General features: G+C 63.8%; 18 protein-coding genes. 7 read left to right on the top strand and 11 right to left on the bottom strand.

The window, feature by feature from the left end; genetic code table 11:
- The first annotated feature begins 4 nt into the window (after positions 1-4).
- A complete protein-coding gene (locus RQH14_RS12090) occupies positions 5-832 on the top strand; it encodes an alpha/beta fold hydrolase (RefSeq protein WP_311213466.1) in 828 nt (275 codons plus the stop codon).
- Positions 833-868: 36 nt separating this feature from the next.
- Here the strand turns inward: RQH14_RS12090 and RQH14_RS12095 are convergent, their stop codons facing one another.
- The gene (locus RQH14_RS12095; RefSeq protein WP_311213467.1) at positions 869-1,282 is read right to left on the bottom strand and encodes a MarR family transcriptional regulator; all 414 of its coding nucleotides are present in this window, start codon (positions 1,280-1,282) and stop codon (positions 869-871) included.
- An 86-nt stretch (positions 1,283-1,368) separates the two neighbouring features.
- Between RQH14_RS12095 and RQH14_RS12100 the strand changes: the two genes are divergently transcribed.
- Entirely contained in the window at positions 1,369-2,037 is a 669-nt protein-coding gene (locus RQH14_RS12100) for a phosphoribosyltransferase family protein (protein WP_311213507.1), read from the top strand.
- 68 nt (positions 2,038-2,105) lie between these two features.
- On the opposite strand, the gene RQH14_RS12105 is transcribed toward RQH14_RS12100, so the two are convergent.
- Positions 2,106-3,440: an MFS transporter gene (locus tag RQH14_RS12105; protein ID WP_311213468.1), complete on the bottom strand. Its 1,335-nt coding sequence runs from the start codon at positions 3,438-3,440 to the stop codon at positions 2,106-2,108.
- 131 nt (positions 3,441-3,571) lie between these two features.
- Between RQH14_RS12105 and RQH14_RS12110 the strand changes: the two genes are divergently transcribed.
- Together RQH14_RS12110 and RQH14_RS12115 are read left to right on the top strand one after the other, a co-directional pair.
- Positions 3,572-4,318: a helix-turn-helix domain-containing protein gene (locus tag RQH14_RS12110; RefSeq protein ID WP_311213469.1), complete on the top strand. Its 747-nt coding sequence runs from the start codon at positions 3,572-3,574 to the stop codon at positions 4,316-4,318.
- A gap of 138 nt (positions 4,319-4,456) precedes the next feature.
- On the top strand, positions 4,457-5,257 hold the full coding sequence (locus RQH14_RS12115) for a MoaF C-terminal domain-containing protein (RefSeq protein WP_311213470.1): 801 nt from the start codon (positions 4,457-4,459) through the stop codon (positions 5,255-5,257).
- A 75-nt stretch (positions 5,258-5,332) separates the two neighbouring features.
- On the opposite strand, the gene RQH14_RS12120 is transcribed toward RQH14_RS12115, so the two are convergent.
- Positions 5,333-6,808, bottom strand: coding sequence for an APC family permease (locus RQH14_RS12120; protein WP_311213471.1), 1,476 nt, complete (start codon positions 6,806-6,808; stop codon positions 5,333-5,335).
- A gap of 235 nt (positions 6,809-7,043) precedes the next feature.
- Here RQH14_RS12120 and RQH14_RS12125 point away from each other — a divergent pair, with 235 nt between their 5' ends.
- Complete coding sequence (locus RQH14_RS12125; RefSeq protein ID WP_311213472.1) at positions 7,044-8,018, top strand: helix-turn-helix domain-containing protein; 975 nt, start codon at positions 7,044-7,046, stop codon at positions 8,016-8,018.
- A gap of 46 nt (positions 8,019-8,064) precedes the next feature.
- Here RQH14_RS12125 and RQH14_RS12130 read toward each other — a convergent pair whose 3' ends face one another.
- On the bottom strand, positions 8,065-8,742 hold the full coding sequence (locus tag RQH14_RS12130; RefSeq protein WP_311213508.1) for a sulfatase-like hydrolase/transferase: 678 nt from the start codon (positions 8,740-8,742) through the stop codon (positions 8,065-8,067).
- On the opposite strand from RQH14_RS12130, the gene RQH14_RS12135 reads away from it, so the two are divergent.
- Positions 8,653-8,991, top strand: a complete 339-nt coding sequence (locus RQH14_RS12135) for a TetR family transcriptional regulator C-terminal domain-containing protein (protein ID WP_311213473.1) — start codon at positions 8,653-8,655, stop codon at positions 8,989-8,991. The genes RQH14_RS12130 and RQH14_RS12135 overlap by 90 nt on opposite strands.
- On the opposite strand, the gene RQH14_RS12140 is transcribed toward RQH14_RS12135, so the two are convergent.
- The 6 genes from RQH14_RS12140 to RQH14_RS12165 form a co-directional block, all read right to left on the bottom strand.
- Positions 8,982-10,343 carry an MFS transporter gene (locus RQH14_RS12140; RefSeq protein ID WP_311213474.1) on the bottom strand — a complete coding sequence of 454 codons (1,362 nt, stop codon included), beginning with the start codon at positions 10,341-10,343 and terminating at the stop codon, positions 8,982-8,984. The genes RQH14_RS12135 and RQH14_RS12140 overlap by 10 nt on opposite strands.
- 103 nt (positions 10,344-10,446) lie before the next feature.
- Positions 10,447-13,476 (bottom strand): SMC family ATPase, encoded by a 3,030-nt coding sequence (locus RQH14_RS12145; RefSeq protein WP_311213475.1) that lies wholly within the window; start codon positions 13,474-13,476, stop codon positions 10,447-10,449.
- Positions 13,473-14,645: an exonuclease SbcCD subunit D gene (locus RQH14_RS12150; protein ID WP_311213476.1), complete on the bottom strand. Its 1,173-nt coding sequence runs from the start codon at positions 14,643-14,645 to the stop codon at positions 13,473-13,475. The genes RQH14_RS12145 and RQH14_RS12150 overlap by 4 nt, the downstream gene beginning before the upstream one ends.
- Before the next feature lie 71 nt (positions 14,646-14,716).
- On the bottom strand, positions 14,717-15,667 hold the full coding sequence (locus RQH14_RS12155) for an aquaporin (RefSeq protein ID WP_311213477.1): 951 nt from the start codon (positions 15,665-15,667) through the stop codon (positions 14,717-14,719).
- A 185-nt stretch (positions 15,668-15,852) separates the two neighbouring features.
- Positions 15,853-16,203, bottom strand: coding sequence for a DUF202 domain-containing protein (locus RQH14_RS12160; RefSeq protein WP_311213478.1), 351 nt, complete (start codon positions 16,201-16,203; stop codon positions 15,853-15,855).
- Positions 16,204-16,216: 13 nt separating this feature from the next.
- Complete coding sequence (locus tag RQH14_RS12165; protein WP_207593876.1) at positions 16,217-16,573, bottom strand: YidH family protein; 357 nt, start codon at positions 16,571-16,573, stop codon at positions 16,217-16,219.
- Between the two features lie 81 nt (positions 16,574-16,654).
- On the opposite strand from RQH14_RS12165, the gene RQH14_RS12170 reads away from it, so the two are divergent.
- Entirely contained in the window at positions 16,655-17,725 is a 1,071-nt protein-coding gene (locus RQH14_RS12170) for an ADP-ribosylglycohydrolase family protein (protein ID WP_311213479.1), read from the top strand.
- Between the two features lie 6 nt (positions 17,726-17,731).
- Here the strand turns inward: RQH14_RS12170 and RQH14_RS12175 are convergent, their stop codons facing one another.
- On the bottom strand, positions 17,732-18,292 hold the full coding sequence (locus tag RQH14_RS12175) for a DUF4395 domain-containing protein (protein ID WP_311213480.1): 561 nt from the start codon (positions 18,290-18,292) through the stop codon (positions 17,732-17,734).

Genomic DNA, 18,292 nt, shown 5'->3' on the forward strand with positions numbered 1-18,292 from the left:
CACCATGACCGGCAGGCACACAGTGGAACAGCAGAGGCACACAGTGGAGGGCACCGATCCCGGACTGTTCGTCGAAGTGCACCAACCCGCCACTGACGCTGGCCTGCGCCCTGTCCTGCTGATCCACGGCTTTTCATCCTCCAGCAAGCTGAACTGGGCTGACAGCGGCTGGATCACCACCCTTCAGGACGCCGGCCGCCGGGTCATCACCGTCGACTTGCCGGGCCACGGCCGGAGCCACTCCCCTGAGGACCTGGACTCGTACACGCCCAGCCGAATCCGCGCCGACCTGCTGCAGATAGTGACCGACGCCGGGGCCCGGCCCCTGCGCGAAGGTGACCCTTCCACGGGCCTGGACGTGGTGGGCTACTCACTGGGTTCGCGGTTGGCGTGGGAATTCGGCGCTACGCAGCCGGACCTGGTGCACCGGATCGTCCTGGGCGGACCGGGTTCGGCAGACCCGCTCGCAGCCTTCGACCTCGTTGCCGCCCAACGGCACCTGGCCGACGGTACGCCCGTGGAGGACGCGTCTACGGCAGGGCTGCTGAAAATGGCACAAATGCTCCCCAGCAACAACCTGTTCGCCATGCTGTCCCTCATCGAGGCCATCAAGGGAGAACCTTTCGATCCCGCCGAGGCTGCCCCGCACATGCCCCTGTTGCTGGTTGCCGGCGAGAAGGACGAACGGGCAGCGACCATGCCGGAACTCGCCGCCATTGCAGGCAAGAGGGGTGGGTTGGTGGAAACGTTGGTCATTCCCGGGCGGACCCACACCAACGTCATCACCAGCCGGGCCTTCAAGGAAGCTGCCCTCGAATTCCTCGGAGTCTAGCCGGCCCCACGCACCGGCTGGCCCAGCTGACGGTGATCAGCGGGCCAGCCGCTCCGCGTTAAGGCTCATGCGCTCCAGCACGCTCAATGCCATGGCGTACTCGTCAATGCCGATCCCCATCGACAGGTCCTGCCGCGCCGCTTCCACCAGCCGCTGGGCTTCGTGGTATTTTTCCCGTCCGCGGTCACTCAGGACCAGCCGGTCATCGACCATGGTGATCATCCCCCGACCGACCAAGGCCGCGAGTTCCCTCTCCCGCATCCGGACATCGTTTCCCCACAACGGGTGCAGGGATTCCTCCAGCTGGTCAGGAAGCATGGCGCCCTCGGACAGGACACTGAGGGTGTGCCATTGACGGCGGCTGAGCTTGATTCTGGCCAGAATGTTGTCCAGTTGGGCTTCCAGCGCGGCGTCGAGCCTCTTGATCCAATATCCGATTGGCTTGTTCACAAGCCCATGCTTTCAGCGGAGACGCTGCCGGGCAAGGTCTGGACGGTAGGCTTGGAACTGCAACGAATTTCGTGGAAGTGGAGCAGATGGGCATGCGTTTCAAGGACCGTGCGGAAGCCGGTCGACGCCTGGCTGAAGCCCTCCCCCAGCTGAGGGAACAGCCGGACACCATCGTGTTGGGCCTGGCCCGCGGTGGAGTTCCCGTGGCCGCAGCGGCCGCCACGGAGCTGTACCTGCCCTTCGGCGCTGTCCTGGTCCGCAAGCTCGGCATCCCCGGACGCGACGAAACCGCCTTCGGCGCCTTGGCCTGGTCGCAGGGGGATGTCCTGCGTATCGTCAACAAGCCGTTGAGGGAGCTGATCCTCGCCCACGGCATCTCCCAGGCCGCGCTCGATGCTGTGGAAGCCCATGAACGTTCCGAGCTTCTCCGTCGCGCGCAGGAGTACCCAGGCACCGGCCATGACCTTTGCGGGAAGACCGTGGTGCTGGCCGATGACGGACTTGCCACCGGTGCCACCATGCGGGCGGCTGTGGAGGCGGTTCGTTCAGCCGGGGCACGCACTGTGATAGCCGCGGTGCCGGTTGCATCGTTGGAGGCCTCGACGTCGTTGGCCCGGGTGTGCGACGCAGTGATGGTCCTTCACACACCCGGTAAATTCCACGCTGTCGGCGCGTTCTACGAGCGATTTGAGCAGCTCTCCGACGACGACGTCGTCAGCCAACTCGAAGGTGCCGGTGCCGGCGGCCGCACGTAACCGGCGTCGTTCCCCACGCAAAAAGCGGGTGCGGTCCACAGGGACCGCCCCCGCCTTTTTTGCAGCTTCTAGTGATGAACGCTGTAACCCAGGGGCCGTCCACGGGTTTCCTTGGCGAGGATCACTCCAATTGCAGAGATGACGCACAGAACCATGATGTAGATGCCCACCGAACCGGACCACTTGGTGGTGTCCAGGAGTGCCTGGGCAATGAGCGGCGCGAAAGCACCGCCCAGAATGGCACCCAGGGCGTATCCAATGGAGATTCCGGAGTAGCGGACCTGGGCCGGGAACATTTCCGCATACATGGCGGACATCGGACCGTAGGACAGTCCCAACCCGATGGTCAGGACGAACAAAGCGGTTCCGTAAAGCACGATGTCCTTGGAATCGATCAGCACGAACATGGGGATCATCCAGGCAAAGACCAAGCCGTAACCGATCAGGAACGTCTTGACTCGTCCGATCTTGTCCGACAACCAACCACCCACCATGGTGAAGATGAGCCAGCCGAATGAGGCGATGGTGGTGGCAAGCAAGACCTGCGGCGTGGGCATCTTCAACGTCCGTGTGGCGTAGGAGATGAAGAAGGCGATCAGCAAGTACCCGGCGGCGTTGTTGGCAATGAAGATCAACGCTGCAAGGACAACTTCCTTCTTGTTGTTGCGGAAAAGATCTCCGAGGGGCGCCTTGCTTTCGGCCTTGCGCTGGGCGATTTCCTTGAAGACCGGGCTTTCTCCAACAGCGCGACGGATAAGGTAGCCCACCACGATGAGGACGACGGACAGCAGGAACGGCACGCGCCATCCCCAGGCCGCGAACTCTTCCTTGGACATGCCCGACTGCAGGAGGAACAGGAGGCCGGTGGCAAGGATCATGCCGATGGGCACACCGATCTGCGGGTAGGCGCCGAAGAGTCCGCGCTTCTTGATGGGTGCATGCTCCACAGCCATGAGAGCGGCACCGCCCCACTCACCGCCGGCGGAGAATCCTTGGACTACGCGCAAGGTGATCAGCAGGATGGGGGCCCAGACGCCGATGGTTGCGTAGGTGGGCAGCAAACCGATCAGCGCGGTGGCTGCACCCATCATGACCAGCGTCATGACCAGGACGGCCTTGCGGCCCATCCTGTCGCCGAGGTGTCCGGCAACGAAAGCCCCGAGGGGACGGAAGAGGAAGCTGATACCGATCGTGGCGAACGACAAAAGCTGGGCGACACCCGGGTTGGACTTCTCCAAAGGCGAGAGGAACAGCGGGGCCAGCAGCGTCGCAGTGAGCTGGGCGAAGATGAAGAAGTCGTACCACTCGATGGTGGTGCCCACCAGTGTCCCGGCCAGAACCCGGCGCTCCTCGCGCTTGCTGCTGGGTCCTGACGGAGAGTCGACAGTGGAAGTTGCGGTCATTGGAACTCCATTGGGGTGAGGGTGACTGTTCGGCACGTGACTTGCATTAACCGACAGAACGGTCAGTTAGGAAAGAATACTACAATCTGTGACCCAAAGCACAGACCCCTGGAAGTTCGCGCCAACATAGGATGGTTCGCATGAATCCCCGCAGCGACGTCCACCCTCCAACGGAAGCGGCGACACAAGCCCCGCCGTCACAAACCCTGTCCCGGGGAATCCGCGCCCTGGAGATCCTCGCTGCCGCAGACAGGCCACTCAGCATCGCCGAACTCACCGAAGCCCTGGGCGTGCACCGCTCTGTGGCCTATCGGATTCTCCGGACACTGGAAGACCATTCCCTGCTGGTGCGCGACGACTCCGGACGGGTGCAGCCCGGACCCGGATTGGCTGTACTGGCCAGCGGCGTCTCACGGAACCTTCAAACCGCGGCGCTGCCCGAGCTGACCCAACTCGCCAACACCCTGCACATGACAGCCTTCGTCGCCGTATGGGACCACCAGGAATGCGTCACCCTGGTCACCGTTGAACCACGACACTCCGGGGCGGCGCTCGCCCAACACCCCGGAAGCCGCCACCCGGTCAGCACAGGCGCTCCCGGAATAGCCATCCAATCAACCATGACGGAGGAACGATGGCAGCAGGCCGGCGCCGGCAACCCCTACCGCCCCGAAGCCCACGAGGCGCGCCGCCTCGGTTACGCCACCAGCCATGACGAGGTCATCGCCGGACTGTCCTCCATCGCCGCCCCCATCCAGGTCCCGGGGGGACGGCCGGCCGCGATCGCCGTCGTCTACATCCGATTGGATCAAGACGCCGACGCCGTCGGCAAAGCGCTCGCAGCCAGTGCTGCCCGGATCGAAAGCCAATTGGCCTGAACGTCCCTTCGGCAAACCTTTCATTGCAGGTCAAGTGACGTGCCCCACAGCACAAGACGATGACTGCGACGAAGCGAATACTCGAATGAAGGGCCGGACACGCCGTCCGGTCCTTCATTCGAGCCCGAGAAGGAACCCATGAGCCTGAATCTCCTCGACACCTCCAACTGGCTGCCACTGGACGGACTGGCCCCCGGCTTCGACGCCTACAAGGCGCCCACAGTGCAAGACCTGGCAGGAAAACAGTTCTCCCTCCGCAATGACGGCGGTCCCATGACGTTCAGCTTCGACGACGAAGAGGTCCAATGGGCTGCGGCCGGCCACTCAGGAACGGCCCCCTATGAGGCCTTCCTGGTAGCCAAGGACCTGTACTACGCCCAATGGCAGAGTCAGCAGGATCCCGAACTCGCCGTTTCCCTGCTCCTGGACCTGCTGCACGGCAGGGCGCTCTACATTGGCGCCGCACTCGGCAAGGCAACAGCCTCCAGCGTCGCCGTCCACCACGATTTCCGCCCAGGGACACTCGATGATCACCACACCTCGGGGGCGGCAATTGCAGAAAGCAACGCACTTATTGGTCGCCGCGTTGAATGGGTCTACAGCGAATCCCACGCGTATGAACACATCTACCTCAGCCCCACCTGGTACACATGGCAGTGTTTGGCAGGCCCGGAGCGGGGATTGGCCGACACGGATTCGAACACCGTGCTGCAGATCCGCCCCGGAATTTTCGTCTTCACCTGGCGGGAGAAAGTCATACCGTGCGGCTCAGTCACCATCGCTGACCACCGCGATCCCCACGCCATCAGGTCCCACGGCAGCCTCTTCGGATGGGACGAGGCAGGCACGGAACCCGTGCACTTCACCTTCGGCGCCCATGGCCGGCTGATCAGCATCAGTCACCACAGCATGGAACTGAACCCGGCCAACCGGACGTAGCCCAACTGCAGAATTAAAAGGAGGCCCCGGCGGTTCACAAACCGCCGGGGCCTCCTTTGTGTCTTGAGGTGGTTCTCAGTCCTCGGCCCCATGGCCGATCCGTGCGTACAAAGCAGGCTGCGAGCGCCGCAGACGCAAGCCCCAGATGACACCAACAACTCCGGGCAGCAGGACCAGCATCGGCAAGACAAACGTCACTGCCGTCGATTCTGTCTGTCCCAGCAGGACATTGAAGTTGGCCATGATGAGCACGAAGACCACGGCCAGGAGTACGAACCCCAGGCCCGGGGCAATCACCCTGACCCACAGGCTTGCGCCGTGCTTTTCCCGGCGGAAGAAGCCGATCACGGCCACCGATACGACGGTCATCAGCAACACGAGGCCGATTGCACCGCTGTTGGTCAGCCAGGTGAACATGGTCAGGACGGGGTACAGCTCGCCCAGTTCGGATCCGGAGCCGGCAATGGCGAACGCGACGGTGACGACGACGGCAATCACCGTCTGCGTCAGCGAACCGGCGAAAGGCGCCCCGCTTTCTGTCCGCACCTTGGCCAGCGACGACGGCAGGACACGCTCGCGGCCGAGGGAGAAGAAATACCGGGCTACCGCATTGTGGAAGCTGACGAGTGCTGCGAAGAGGCTGGTGACGAAGAGGATCTGGGCGATATCGCTGAGCAGTACGCCGCCGTGGGTGCCCAGGAAGGCGAAGATCATGTCCGGGCCATTGGTGGTGGCCGCCTCGACCACGGCGGACGGTCCCGCGCCCACGGTCATGGCCCATGCGGACACGGCATAGAACACCGCGATGATGCCCACGGCTGCGAAGGTCGCCCTGGCAACGGTTCGCTTGGGGTCCTTGGATTCCTCACCATAGATCGCGGCGGATTCGAAGCCCATGAAGGCGGCGATTCCGAAGGACAGAACTGCTCCGATTCCCGGAACGAACAGGCTTTCGGGGCTGAAAGTTGCTGCACTTATGCCTTCGGGGGCCACAGCAAGGCTGATGACGTCATACACAATGACCACCAGGAACTCCAAAGCCACCAGAACGCCCAGTACCTTGGCGGACAGGTCCACCCGGTTTACTCCCAGCCACCCAACAATGGCGATGCAGACCAGCACGGGGATCCACCACGGAACACTGATGCCCAGCCGCGCGGACAGGAGCGAGGACACGGTGAAGCCGAACAGGCCGTAGATACCCACTTGCATGAGGTTGTAGGCCATGAGGGCGATCAGTGATGCTCCCACGCCGGCCGGCCTTGAGATGCCCTGCGCAATGTAGGCGTAGAACGCCCCTGCGTTGGTGACGTACCGGCTCATGGCGGCGTAGCCCACGGCGAAAAGCGCCAGGATTGCGCCAAGGATCAGGAAGGACAGCGGCACGCCGGTGACACCGGTGACCGCGAAAGTGGTGGTGACGCCGCCCGCGAGCACGGTCAGCGGCGCCGAGGCCGCGATGATCATGAAGGTTACTGCTGGTACGCCGAGCCGCCTTTTGGTGCCTACGGCTCCGGCCGCCCTGCCCTTGACGGGGTTGTCCACGCTCATAGTGTGCTCCTGCCTCGGTGCCGCGGGAGATTGCGCGGCACGGTGTCTGTCATTCCGCAATCTTCCACCGCAGGGACCTTGCGTGACTTGTCTCACACGGCAGGGTGTTTGTCGCTGCACGCAAGCACGGACGCAGGCAGGCCCCAGTGTAGAATCGTGGGCAAGCTCACGTCCGCACAAACCGGCATTCCCGCCCCAGTGGCAGCGGCGCCGCGGGCCATTGAAAGGGAGTTTGATGACCGTCGCGGCCGATACGGGCCCCGCAACCGTGGAAACCATCGTGGCGGAGTCGTTCCAGGAGTGGAGCAAGGCAATCTCCAGCTCGTTCGTGCCCCTGATGGCAACGGGTCCCAACAGTTCATCCTTCCAGGGCTCAACCTTCCACGGGATCATGCGTGCCCGCGTGCTGGGGCAGATCTCCGTGGTGGAGATTACCGCCGGACCGCACACTGTCCTGCGCACACCGGAGCTGATTGCCAAGTCCACAGGGCGCTTTTTCAAACTCAGCATCCAGCTCGCTGGCTCGGGCCGCCTGGTTCAGGACGAGCGCGAGGCCGTGCTGCGCCCCGGTGATCTCTCCATCTACGACACCTCCCGCCCGTATCAACTAACGTTCGACGACGACTTCCGCACCTTGGTGCTGATGTTCCCGCACGTTTTGCTGGACCTGCCGGCCGAGGCCATGGGCCACGTCACTGCCTTGCGCATACCGGGCGATGAGGGCCTCGGCCAGCTCATCAGCCCCTTCCTGGTGAGACTGGCCGACAACCTTGAAGCCCTGTCGGGTACCAATGGGCTCCGGCTGGTGCACAACGCTTTGGACCTGGTGACCACGCTCTTCAATGGCGAGCTGGATCAGCTGATCGAGACAGGCCGGGATCCTCATCTGCTGCTGCTGGGGCGTATCCACGACTACATCGAGGCAAACCTCGGTGATCCCGAACTCTCGCCGGGAACCATTGCCGCTGCCCATTACATATCCACGCGGCACCTGCACGATCTCTTCCAGGAAATCGGCACCACCGTAGCCTCCTCCATCCGGCAACGGCGGCTCGAACGGTGCCGGCGGGACCTGAGGGATCCTGTGCTGACCGACCGCCCCGTGACGGCCATCGCAGCACGGTGGGGGTTTACCGATGCCGCACATTTCAGCCGTATCTTCCGGGCAGCCTTCGGGAACTCCCCCACCGGTTACCGCAACAGCCACTGACGGCTCGCTGGCCAACAGACCCCAGCGGCCGCCGTCGAACTTTTGACTAAGCCGCCGCCGTCGGGGCCGTGCCCTCGTCCGTGAGGGCTGCCATCTCTTCGAGCATGGTTCGCAAAAGCCGCTCTTCCAATCCGGCATAATCAGGGTTGCCCGCACGGTTGACCAGCTCCCCGGGGTCTTCGCGGTGATCGTACAGTTCGGTGATCCCGGTGCCGAAGTAACGGGTCAGCCTGCCCTCAGCGGTGATGACCGTCCTCATACGGACAGGTCCCGGCAGTCCCTCCAAGCCAAATGGTTGTTCTTCCTCCACCAAGAGCGAGTCCCGATGATGATCGGCTTCCCCCTGGAGAAGAGGCACAAGCGAGGAACCCTGTATTCCGCGATACTCCTTGGAGCCAGTGAGCTCCAGAAGCGTGGGGGCCACATCCGCGCTGGAAACCAGGGCCCTGCTTCGCCGCGGCAAGGTCCCGGGAAGGTGCACCACCAAGGGAACATTGGTCACAGCGCGGTAGTGGACAAAATGCTTGAGCATGAGGCCGTGGTCCCCGAAGAGATCTCCGTGATCGCTGGTGAACACCACAATGGTGTCCTCGGCCAATCCTTGGCGGTCCAGCTCATCCAGGATCCGGCCGATGTGTTCGTCCATCATGGTGATCAGGCCGAACTGGGCAGCCGCCGCGAACCTGTACTGCTCTTCCGGTTCCGGGTCGAAGCGGAAGACCAGCCCCGGGCCTTGCTCATGAACCGATCAATGTACGACGGCTGGGTCAGCTCAACCCTGGAGTTGTTCCGTGGAGCGGCTGAAGCAGCCGGCGAACCCGTCCCCGCCAATCTGGAGGACATCACGCGCTTGTTCATTTCGGGAATCGACGGCATCAGCATGCAACATCTGGCCGACCCCGACGACGAACGCTCTGTGCGATTGGTTGAACTCATGGCAAAGTCACTCGCCGGAGCGCTCGACTACGACTGAGGCCGGCGCTTCATCACCAGGGACGTCACGACACCCAGCAGCAGCAGGCCAGCCGCGGCTGCCATGGAAACGACGAAGGCTGCACCCGGCCCCTGCGTCTCGGCCAGTTGCCCGGCCAGGTATGCGCCCAGCGCCGTACCCGCGACGATTCCGCTGGCGAGCGCTGTCATGACCGTCGCCATGCGGCCGGCCGGAGCCACCACCCCGCCGATGCTGAAGACAGTGACCATCACAGGCCCCACGGGAATACCCAAAACCAGCAAGACAAAGACCATCGGCCAAATACCGCCGGGCAGTAGCAGCAAAAGCGACAAGGCCGACATCGCCAGTGCAGCCGCAACCCAACGGGAGGCCAGGCTGAACCGCTGTGGCCAGAATGCGACCGACAACGCAGCCACCGCAGAGCTCAAGCCCATCACCGCGTAAAGGATTCCCGCGATTTCGGCGGTGGCGTACTGGGCAGAGAACGCACTCAACGCATTCTGCGTCGCCCCGAAGAAGGTTCCCATGCAGACCATTGCCAGGACAGGCACGGCAACTACGGCACCGGCCCAACGATTCCGGCGTTGCTGGCCAGCCTGTGCGGACTGCTCCTCCGAAAGCACGACGCCGGAAGCCGGCTTGCGAGGTGACGGAACCACGGCATGCTGGCTGGGGTGGACGGCGAAAGCCGGTACCAACGTGATGGTCATGACCGCAGCCAGGGCGAGTGGCAACCACGGGGCCACCATGCTGGCCAGGACACCCACCAGCGCCGGGCCAAGGACGAAGGTGACCTCGTCCGCGGTCCCCTCGTAGGACAGCGCGGTATCAAGGTCGGCCCGGTTTGCTGCCACGCTCCTGCTGCCGTTGGCTGCCGAGGGGGAAAGGTTGCGGGTAGTCAAAGCCATCCAACGGACCCTGGCCATCGGACCAACTTGCGGGCAACTGGCACCGGCAAGGAATGCCACGATGAGGACACCAACAGCGTCACTTGCAGAACCGTAGGCCGGCGTCAGGTAGGCCGCCGCAAGTAGTCCAGCTACAGCAAGGGCGTTGATGACAGCGGCCACCAGGAGCACGATCCGCTGCCCTGCGCGGTCAGCCAAGGAGCCGAGGACAGGGGCGCCCAAGGCCGAACCAACGCCGACAGCTCCAGCAGCCATGCCGCCTATGGCGTACGACTGGCTGACAGCCGTGACGAGCGTCAGGGTTCCGACGGTGAGCATGGCCAGCGGAAGCCGGGCGAAAAGGCCCAAAGGCAGGAAGCCCGGCCCTGCGAGTTCCGGGAGACGCGCAAAACGGCCGGGCAGGCGGGAGGGGCGTGAGGGTGCAGAAGACAGGGGCTGGGAAGCCACAGAAGATTTTTCCATTAATCCGGGTTCGCTAAAGGATGCGCATCGTCCCTCCTCCCGATGCGCGCGACCCGGTGTAACGGGTTAAGTCTATCGGATATGGCCTGGCAGGAACCACGCCCTAGGCAGGAACCAATTCGGCAATGCGCACGGTAGATCCATGGCGGCCCTTCACCACCTGCACCTGGCTGGTGATGCGTTGCTTCATCTCGGCAACGTGACTGACCAAGCCAACCACCCTGCCGCCGTCGCGCAGTCCCTCCAAAGCATCCATCACTTGCTCCAGGGCTTGCTCGTCGAGGCTTCCGAAACCTTCGTCGACGAACAGCGTCTCGATGTCCACGCCACCGGCCTCTTGCTGCACAACATCGGCAAGGCCAAGAGCAAGGGACAACGATGCCATGAAGGATTCACCGCCGGACAGGGTGGAGGTGTCACGGCGCTGACCAGTCCACTCATCCACCACTTCCAGCCCCAGTCCCGACTTTGCGCCCCTCGCTGCCTTGGCGTCCGTATGCTGCAAGGTGTAGCGGCCATCACTCATGGCAACGAGCCGCTCGGAGGCGGCGATGGCAACCTGTTCAAGTCGACCGGCCAGGACGTAAGTGTTCAGGCTCATCCGGTAACTGTTATCGCCGGATCCCCTCACGGTGTCCGCCAACTCTGCCAGCAGCCGCGCCTTGTTCCGGGGCTCCTTGCCAGCGTGGGCAAGAGCCAGGTACGCCTTCCGGAACCGGGTCACAGCTTCGGACGACTTTCCAGCCAGGCCTGCAGCCAGAGCAGCGGCCCGGGCCTTCTCGGCAGCATCGGTTGCCAGCAGTTTTGACCCGGAAAGTTCGGCCTCCGGCAACGGAAGCTCGCCAATACTTACTTCCTTTGCTGCCAGGACCAGGTCCTCGCCGGCAAACAGTTCATCGAGGCGGGAAGATTCAGCGTCGAAATCGGCGAGGTCCTTTTCAAGACCTACGACGTCGGCAGGCGGCAGGAGTTCACGACGCGCTTCTTCGGCAGATCCGAATCCGGATTCCGGTAAGACCCGGCCCAGGGAGGCGATGGCATCTGCCTGTGCTTGCCCGGCACTTTCGACGTTCCGGTCAGCATCCGTTGCCGCCTGCAGCAGCGCGCGCTCAGCCGACAGGGCGTGCAACCTTTCACGCAGGCTCGGGAAGCCGCTCCTCAGACCAGCCAGGTCCTTCTCCAGGTCAGTGTGTTGTTCCTGGAGAAGGGACACCTCCGAAGACGCCTGGGCTGCGGCGGCCAAGGAGCGGGCCAGTTCTTCCTCCACGAGGACGATTCGTTGGCTCAGGGCCTGGTGCCGGCTGCGCAGAGTCTCCAAGGACGCTGCTGCCTTACGGGCCGCAGAGAGGGCCCGCTGGGTATCCTCACGCTTGGACTCAGCGTCGGCGGCATCCGCAAAACCTCCTTGCGCCTTCAGCCCGGCGAGAACCTGGGCCGCCGTGGAAACTTGCTCAGCGAGCTCCCCCACGACTTTCTCACTGGCATCAAAACGCTCCTTCAGCTCTTCCTCTTCCTGGGCAAGGGAGAGGGCTGATCGTACTGCAGCAGCCGGATTTGGGTGGTCTTCGCTGCCACACACAACGCACGGTGTGCCGTCTTCCAAGGCTGCTGCCAGTTCCCCTGCCGCGTTGGCCAGGCGGTGCTCGCGGATGTCGAGCCACTGCTGGCGGACATCCTGCGATGCGGACCGTGCTTGGAGATGCTTCCCGGTGATTTCCTCCACATATTCGGCGGCAGCGGCATAGCGGGCCACGATATCCACCAATGCGGTGGCCTCCGCCGCTTCCCTTTCCAGCTCTGCCAGTTTCCCGGCGACAGGTTCAAGGGGCCCGATCTGTGTCTCTACTGTGGCCACGTCGTCACGAAGCTGTTCCAGCGCCGTGCGTGCCGCTTCCGATGCTGCGGTATGTTCAGCCGACTCGGCGCCCTTGGCCACCAACCGTGCTGCCATCCCGTCCAGACGCTGTTCCTCGGGAAGACGTGCTTCCAGCACAGCGCAGCTTGCCTTGACACTCTCCAGGGAAGTGGCGGCGTTCCCGGGGTCGATGCCCGCTTCTTCCAATTTCAAGCGAATGCCGGCCGCAAGCTCTGTGGCGGCCTGGAGCTTGCGTGCTGTGGAATCAACGGCTTCCAACTGGCCGCTGAGAACGGCAGCACGGCGATGCCGGCCAAGCCTCTCCCTGTTCTCATGTGCCCGGGGGGCCGCCAGCTCAAGCAGGATACGCCGCTGCATTGCCGCGCCCAGGCGCCCATGACGCAGCGATTTATCCTGGGCTTCCTGGAATTTCGCGGCGAATCGGGCGGCCAAGGACTCCGCGTCTGTGGCATCGAGCTGACGACGCTGCCATGCGGCGGTCACCTCGGCTTCCGACTCGGCGAGCCATTCCTCCGGTTCTTGTCCTGCAGGGATGGAGGCAGAGGTGCGTGCTGAATCACCTGGCACGGCGTGGTGGTCCTCCAACTGTTGGCGCTCAGCGGCAACCCTGTCCAGCAGCATGGCCAGTTCCGCCGTGTTCTCCTGCACTGCGCCGGCCGCGTCAGCAGCTTGCTGGGCGAGGTGGCGTTCAACGGATTCAAAGCGTTGCGTGCCGAACAGTTTCTGGAGGAGTTCCAGACGGTCGCCTGCCTTGGACCGGAGAAACGCTGCAAAGTCACCCTGCGGCAGCATGACTACCCTGGTGAATTGCTCCCGATCCATTCCCAGGACGTCGGAAAGCTCAGCCCCTACCTCGTCATTCCTGGAGGACTTCTCCTCCCAGGTTCCGTTCACCCGTTCGCGGAGGAGGGTTTTGGCCTGTTGGGTGGTGAAGCCATTGCGCCCACGGGCGCTGGGTCGATCCCATGCGGGCGAGCGCATCACTTCAAAACGACGTCCCCGGGCAGAGAACTCACACACAACGCGTGGTTCCGCGGCGGGGGCCGCGTGATCGCTGCGGAGCCGCTTGCCTTCCTGACGGGCTCCTGGAACGGACCCGTAAAGGGCAAAGCAGATGGCATCCAGGATGCTGGTCTTCCCGGCCCCGGTGGCGCCGTTGAGGAGGAACAGTCCCTGCGCACTTAGTTGGTCGAAGTCGATGTGCTGGGGCGTGGCGAACGGACCGAACGCTTCAATATCCAAACGGTGGATTCTCACAGCTCCGCCTCCTCCAACCGGACAGCTTCAAGGGCTTCTTTCAATGCGGCTTCTTCGGCATCTCCGGAACCGCGCCCCCGGACATGTTCCAGGAAGCCGCAGCAAACGTCGAGGTCGTCTTCAGCCTCGGCGAGCCGGCTGCTGTAGCTTGTCCTGGCCCGGGACTCACCGCCTTCGGGTTCGAAGGCAAGGACCAAGGTGTCCGGGAAACGGGCGCGCACCCTCTCCATCGCCTGGGCAGGCCGCTGGGTATCCGTCAACGTGATCTGGCAGTATGCACCTTCCGCCCAAGCATGCTCTTCGGATGCCAGCAGGCCATCCAGCGGACCGCGCAGGATCGCCAGGGGTTTGGGCGACTCCCACAGAACCTCTTCAACCCCGACTTCGCCGCCGGCGCCAATGTCCACGAGCCAGGCGCCCTTGTGGTGTTTGGCTTCGGAGAAGGAATAGGCCAACGGCGAGCCGGAGTAGCGCACGTTCGGAGCCAGTTCCTGGCGCCCATGGAGGTGACCCAAGGCGGTGTAGGAGAAGTCGTCAAAGAGATCCAACGGCACGGCTCCCAGTCCACCAATGCTGAGGTCCCTCTCGCTGTCCGAGGTAATGCCGCCACTGGCGAAAGTGTGCGCAAGGACGACAGGGTGGACCGGTCCGGTTTCCCGGCGGCGCTCCACATCACGCCGAATCCGTTCCACAGCCTCCAAGGTGACATCGAAGTGGTTGGCGGTTTCGACGCCCAACCGCTCAGCCACCAGCCGGGGCTCCAGATAGGGAATGCCGTAAATGGCTACGTCCCCGCTGCTGCGGTCCGATCCCAGCGGCAAAACCACCGGCACGTCCAAGTCCTCCACCCGGGTCCGGAGGTGCACTCCCCCGCGTTCCAACAGCCGGGACGCAAAGCCAAGCCTGATGGCGGAGTCGTGGTTGCCGCTGGTCAGGACGACGGCGGCGCCTGCCCGCGTAACCCGGACAAGGGCATCATCGAGGAGTTTCACCACGTCCAGGCCCGGCAAGGCGCGGTCGTAAACGTCTCCGGCTATCAGGACGACATCAATGGACCTGGCTTCTACCGCCGATACCAACTGGTCCACGAAATTGCGCTGGGCACCAAGCATGCCGACGCCGTGAAATGACCGGCCGAGGTGCCAATCCGAAGTGTGAAGTAACCGCATATTCCCAAGTTAACCGTGGGCACCGACAATAAAGCGCAGGCAAGCCGACCGCCGTCGATCCCGTCTGGTTTCTAGCCCTTTTTGCCGTCGAAGAAGTCACGGGCATCATCGCCGGCGGCCGCAGCAGGTGCGGGTGCCGGGGTGACCGTGCCCTTCTTCGCCTGATCCTGCTGGTCCTTGGCGCCACGGGTTTCGGTGTCTTCCCCGGTAAGGTCGCGATCAGCGTCGAAGGCATCATTGACACCGTCGTCATGGGCGGCCTGGACATCAGCTGACCCGGCCTCGTTGGCCACCGAAAGGCTCTGGAAGCCACGGAAGACCAGCCCGGCCAGTGCAGCGCCCAGCAGCGGTGCCACCCAGAAGAGCCACAGTCCTTCGATGGCCCAGGAAGAGCTGAAGAATGCCTGGGCCGTTGCCCGTGCCGGGTTGAAGGGGAGGTTGCCCAGGACCTGGCCGAACTGAAGCAGCACAACCATGGCCAGGCCCACAGCGAACGGAGCCAGTGCGGGCAGAGCCCTGCGACCGGCGGTCGCCCCCAGGAAAACTGCAACAAGCAGTGCAGATCCCAGGATTTCAACCATCAGGACGCCGGCCATCTGCGTTTGGGCCGCAGCATGCTCACCGTAGCCCGGCGCCACGACATCGAAGGCGGCGCGGGCGTCCTTCAGGACGGGGACTGTGGTGACCACGAAGTAGATCAGTGCCGCACCTGCAACGCTGCCGATGAGCTGCGCCGCCAAGTAGGCCACGGCGGATACGGCCCTGATCCGGCCGGCAACCAGGTTGCCCAGGGTGATGGCGGGGTTGAAGTGGCCTCCGGAGACATGCCCGAACGCCAGCATTGCCACGGTCACTGTGAGCCCGGCGGCGAGGGCCACCGGTACGGGAGCCCCGCTGGGGTTGGAGAAAATCCCTACACCCACCGCTACGACCACAATGAACATCGAGCCCAAAGCTTCAGCCGACAACCGGGCAGTGAGGCCCGGCTGGTGGTCGGGTGTGGCCTGCACAGGAGAGGTCATGTCGAATGTGTCCTTACGGTTGATCTGAATGCTGGCCTGGTCGGCCCCCGCAGCGCGCTGCACGCGCTGATCCAGCGCTGGCTACTGCCGGGGCTGCAAGGCGTTGGTCCGCCGGTTTGGAAGCCAAAGGCCCTTGAGCATTGTGCCAGCCGAGTCTGGGCAGTTGCTGAATCCTGCCTCTGAGCTTAGCCGCCCAAGGCTATGGCCGCGATCGCCGTACCGGCAAGGCCCATCACGGCCACGGTGCTGAGCAGTACCAGCCGCGCGGAAGCAGCGTTGTTTCCGGTCTGGAGTTGGCGTGAGCGAACCCACACCACCGAGGCCAGGATGATGGTGGTGGCGGCAGCCATGAGCGCACAAATCCCTTGGTAGTCAAGTCCCGGGAGCCTGGCGACGACGCTGGCAGTGGATGGCTCGGACGTCAGCCAACTCCGCCAAATAAACAGGTCAACCACCACCAAGGAGATCAAGGTCCGGCGCCATGCCAGAGTTGTTCGCTCCGGTTGGAGGCCTGGATCGCGGACTTCCACACTCACAGGATGTCCTTAATCACCGGGCCACCAGGATCAGCACCGCGAAGGCGAAGGCTGCCAAAGCCACCACGATGGTCATGAACATCATGACCCGGGAGAACGGAAGTGCTTGGTCGTTGCGCATGGCCGCTTCCATCTGCCCCCACCTGCGGTAGGACAAGGCGGCCAGGCCCGCTCCAACCAGCGCCAACAAGACGCAGAGGACCAGTCGAACGGGGGTGGGCGCGATGTTGGGAGCCAATTGGTCAACAGCTACCGCGCCGGCAAGCAGGGCCAAGGAGGTGCGGATCCACGCGAGGAAGGTACGTTCGTTGGCAAGTGAGAACCTGTAATCAGGTGTCTTGCCGGTCCGTCGCCAAGCAGGTTCACGCACGCAGTCTCTCCAAGGTTCATCGGTGCCGGGCAGCTTCCCCACCATACCAGCGGGCGTTCGCGGGCACGGTAAGTTACTGGCATGAGTGTTGAACCTTCCTCCCCCGTTGCGCCGTCCTTCGAATCCCGTGTCCACGGCTCACTTTTGGGAGGAGCATTGGGCGATTCCCTTGGTTACGCAGTGGAGTTCGATTCCATCGCCGCGATCCGCGCGCACTATGGTGCTGCCGGACTGACCAGCTTTGGACAGCTCAAGGGTGCAAGCCACTTTTCGGACGACACCCAGATGACCCTTTACACCGTTGACGGCCTGGTGGAAGCCCTCGAATGGGCGAACGACGGCGTGGCAGCGGACGAGATCGCCTGCCTGTGGCTCGCCTACCTGCGGTGGCTCAACACCCAGGACGTCGCAGTCGCCTCTTCCGCCCCCGTACCCCAGCCCCGGTGGATCGACGCCCAGGAAGTGCTCCGGCACCGCCGTGCACCGGGGAACGCGTGCCTGAGCGGCCTGGCAACCGGTCAGATGGGTACGGTTGCGCGCCCCGTCAATCCCGATTCCAAGGGATGCGGCACCGTGATGCGCTCGGCTCCCTTCGGACTGATTCCGCACATCTCCCGGGAAGCTGTCTACAAGCTGAGCTCCGATGCCGCGTCCCTGACGCATGGGCACCCGTCGGCCCGCCTCAGTGCGGCGGCTTTCAGTGTGCTGATCCATCACATCGTGGCCGGGCACGACGTCCGCAGCGCTGCCAACGAGGCACTCGTCTACGTGAACGGTGTTCCCACCAAGGCCCCGGAGCTTGGCGAAAGGCTGGAAGCCGCCTTGCAGTTGTCACAGCAGTCCACTGCGCTGAACCCTGAAGACCTGACCGCAGCGCTCGGCGAGGGCTGGATCGCCGAGGAGGCACTCGCCGTCGGGCTCTACTCCGTTTTGGCCACGAGCGGCAGCTCACCTGCGGACCATTTCCGCAACGCAATCGGCCTCGCCATCAACCACAGCGGCGACAGTGACTCCACCGGATCGATCGCCGGCAACATCCTGGGCGCCTTCTACGGCGAAGAATGCCTCCCGGGCGACTGGCTTGAGGCTTTGGAAGCGCCCGAGGTCATCCGCGGCATGGCGGGCAGGCTCCTCGCCGTCACCACTGGCTGACAGGTACTAGCTGCTGCGCAGCGTGATGTTGTTGCAGGCCTCGCAAATATCGGCCGGTATAAGGCCACGGCGCTGCAGGAATCCGAAGATCGCGCAGCCGAGGCAAAAGCCGACGAACGCTTCCAGGGAGGCCGCCACGATCAGCAGCGCCAGAAGGAGCCACGCGGCCGGCTGGTAGCCCATGAAGAACAGCACGACGGCGGCACTCGTCAACGCGGCGCCGATGCCTTGCGCGAAACGCTTGGGCGGACCGGCCACCAGCTTGGCATGCCCGATCCGTGGTGCCAGGACCTTGACAGAGAGCAGCGCCAGCGGAGAGATCCGGGGACCAAACAGGACGCGGAGCCAGAAGCCGGCGGCAAGAACCACCAAACCCCAGCCCCAGCCGGTCAGAAGGGTTGCGACAGCCAGAACCACCACCAGGCCGGCCGTGATGCGGGCGGCGTATTCGTTCACGGGGTTGGGAAACGCGAAAACAGCCCGCCAACCAGCCCCACGGCGTGCGGAACGCTCAGGAACATCGGCTTGCTGGCGAACCGGTGCTGGAGGAAATGCGGGCTTGGTCAT

Source organism: Arthrobacter sp. WCS2018Hpa-7 (assembly GCF_031843805.1).
Lineage (GTDB): Bacteria > Actinomycetota > Actinomycetes > Actinomycetales > Micrococcaceae > Arthrobacter.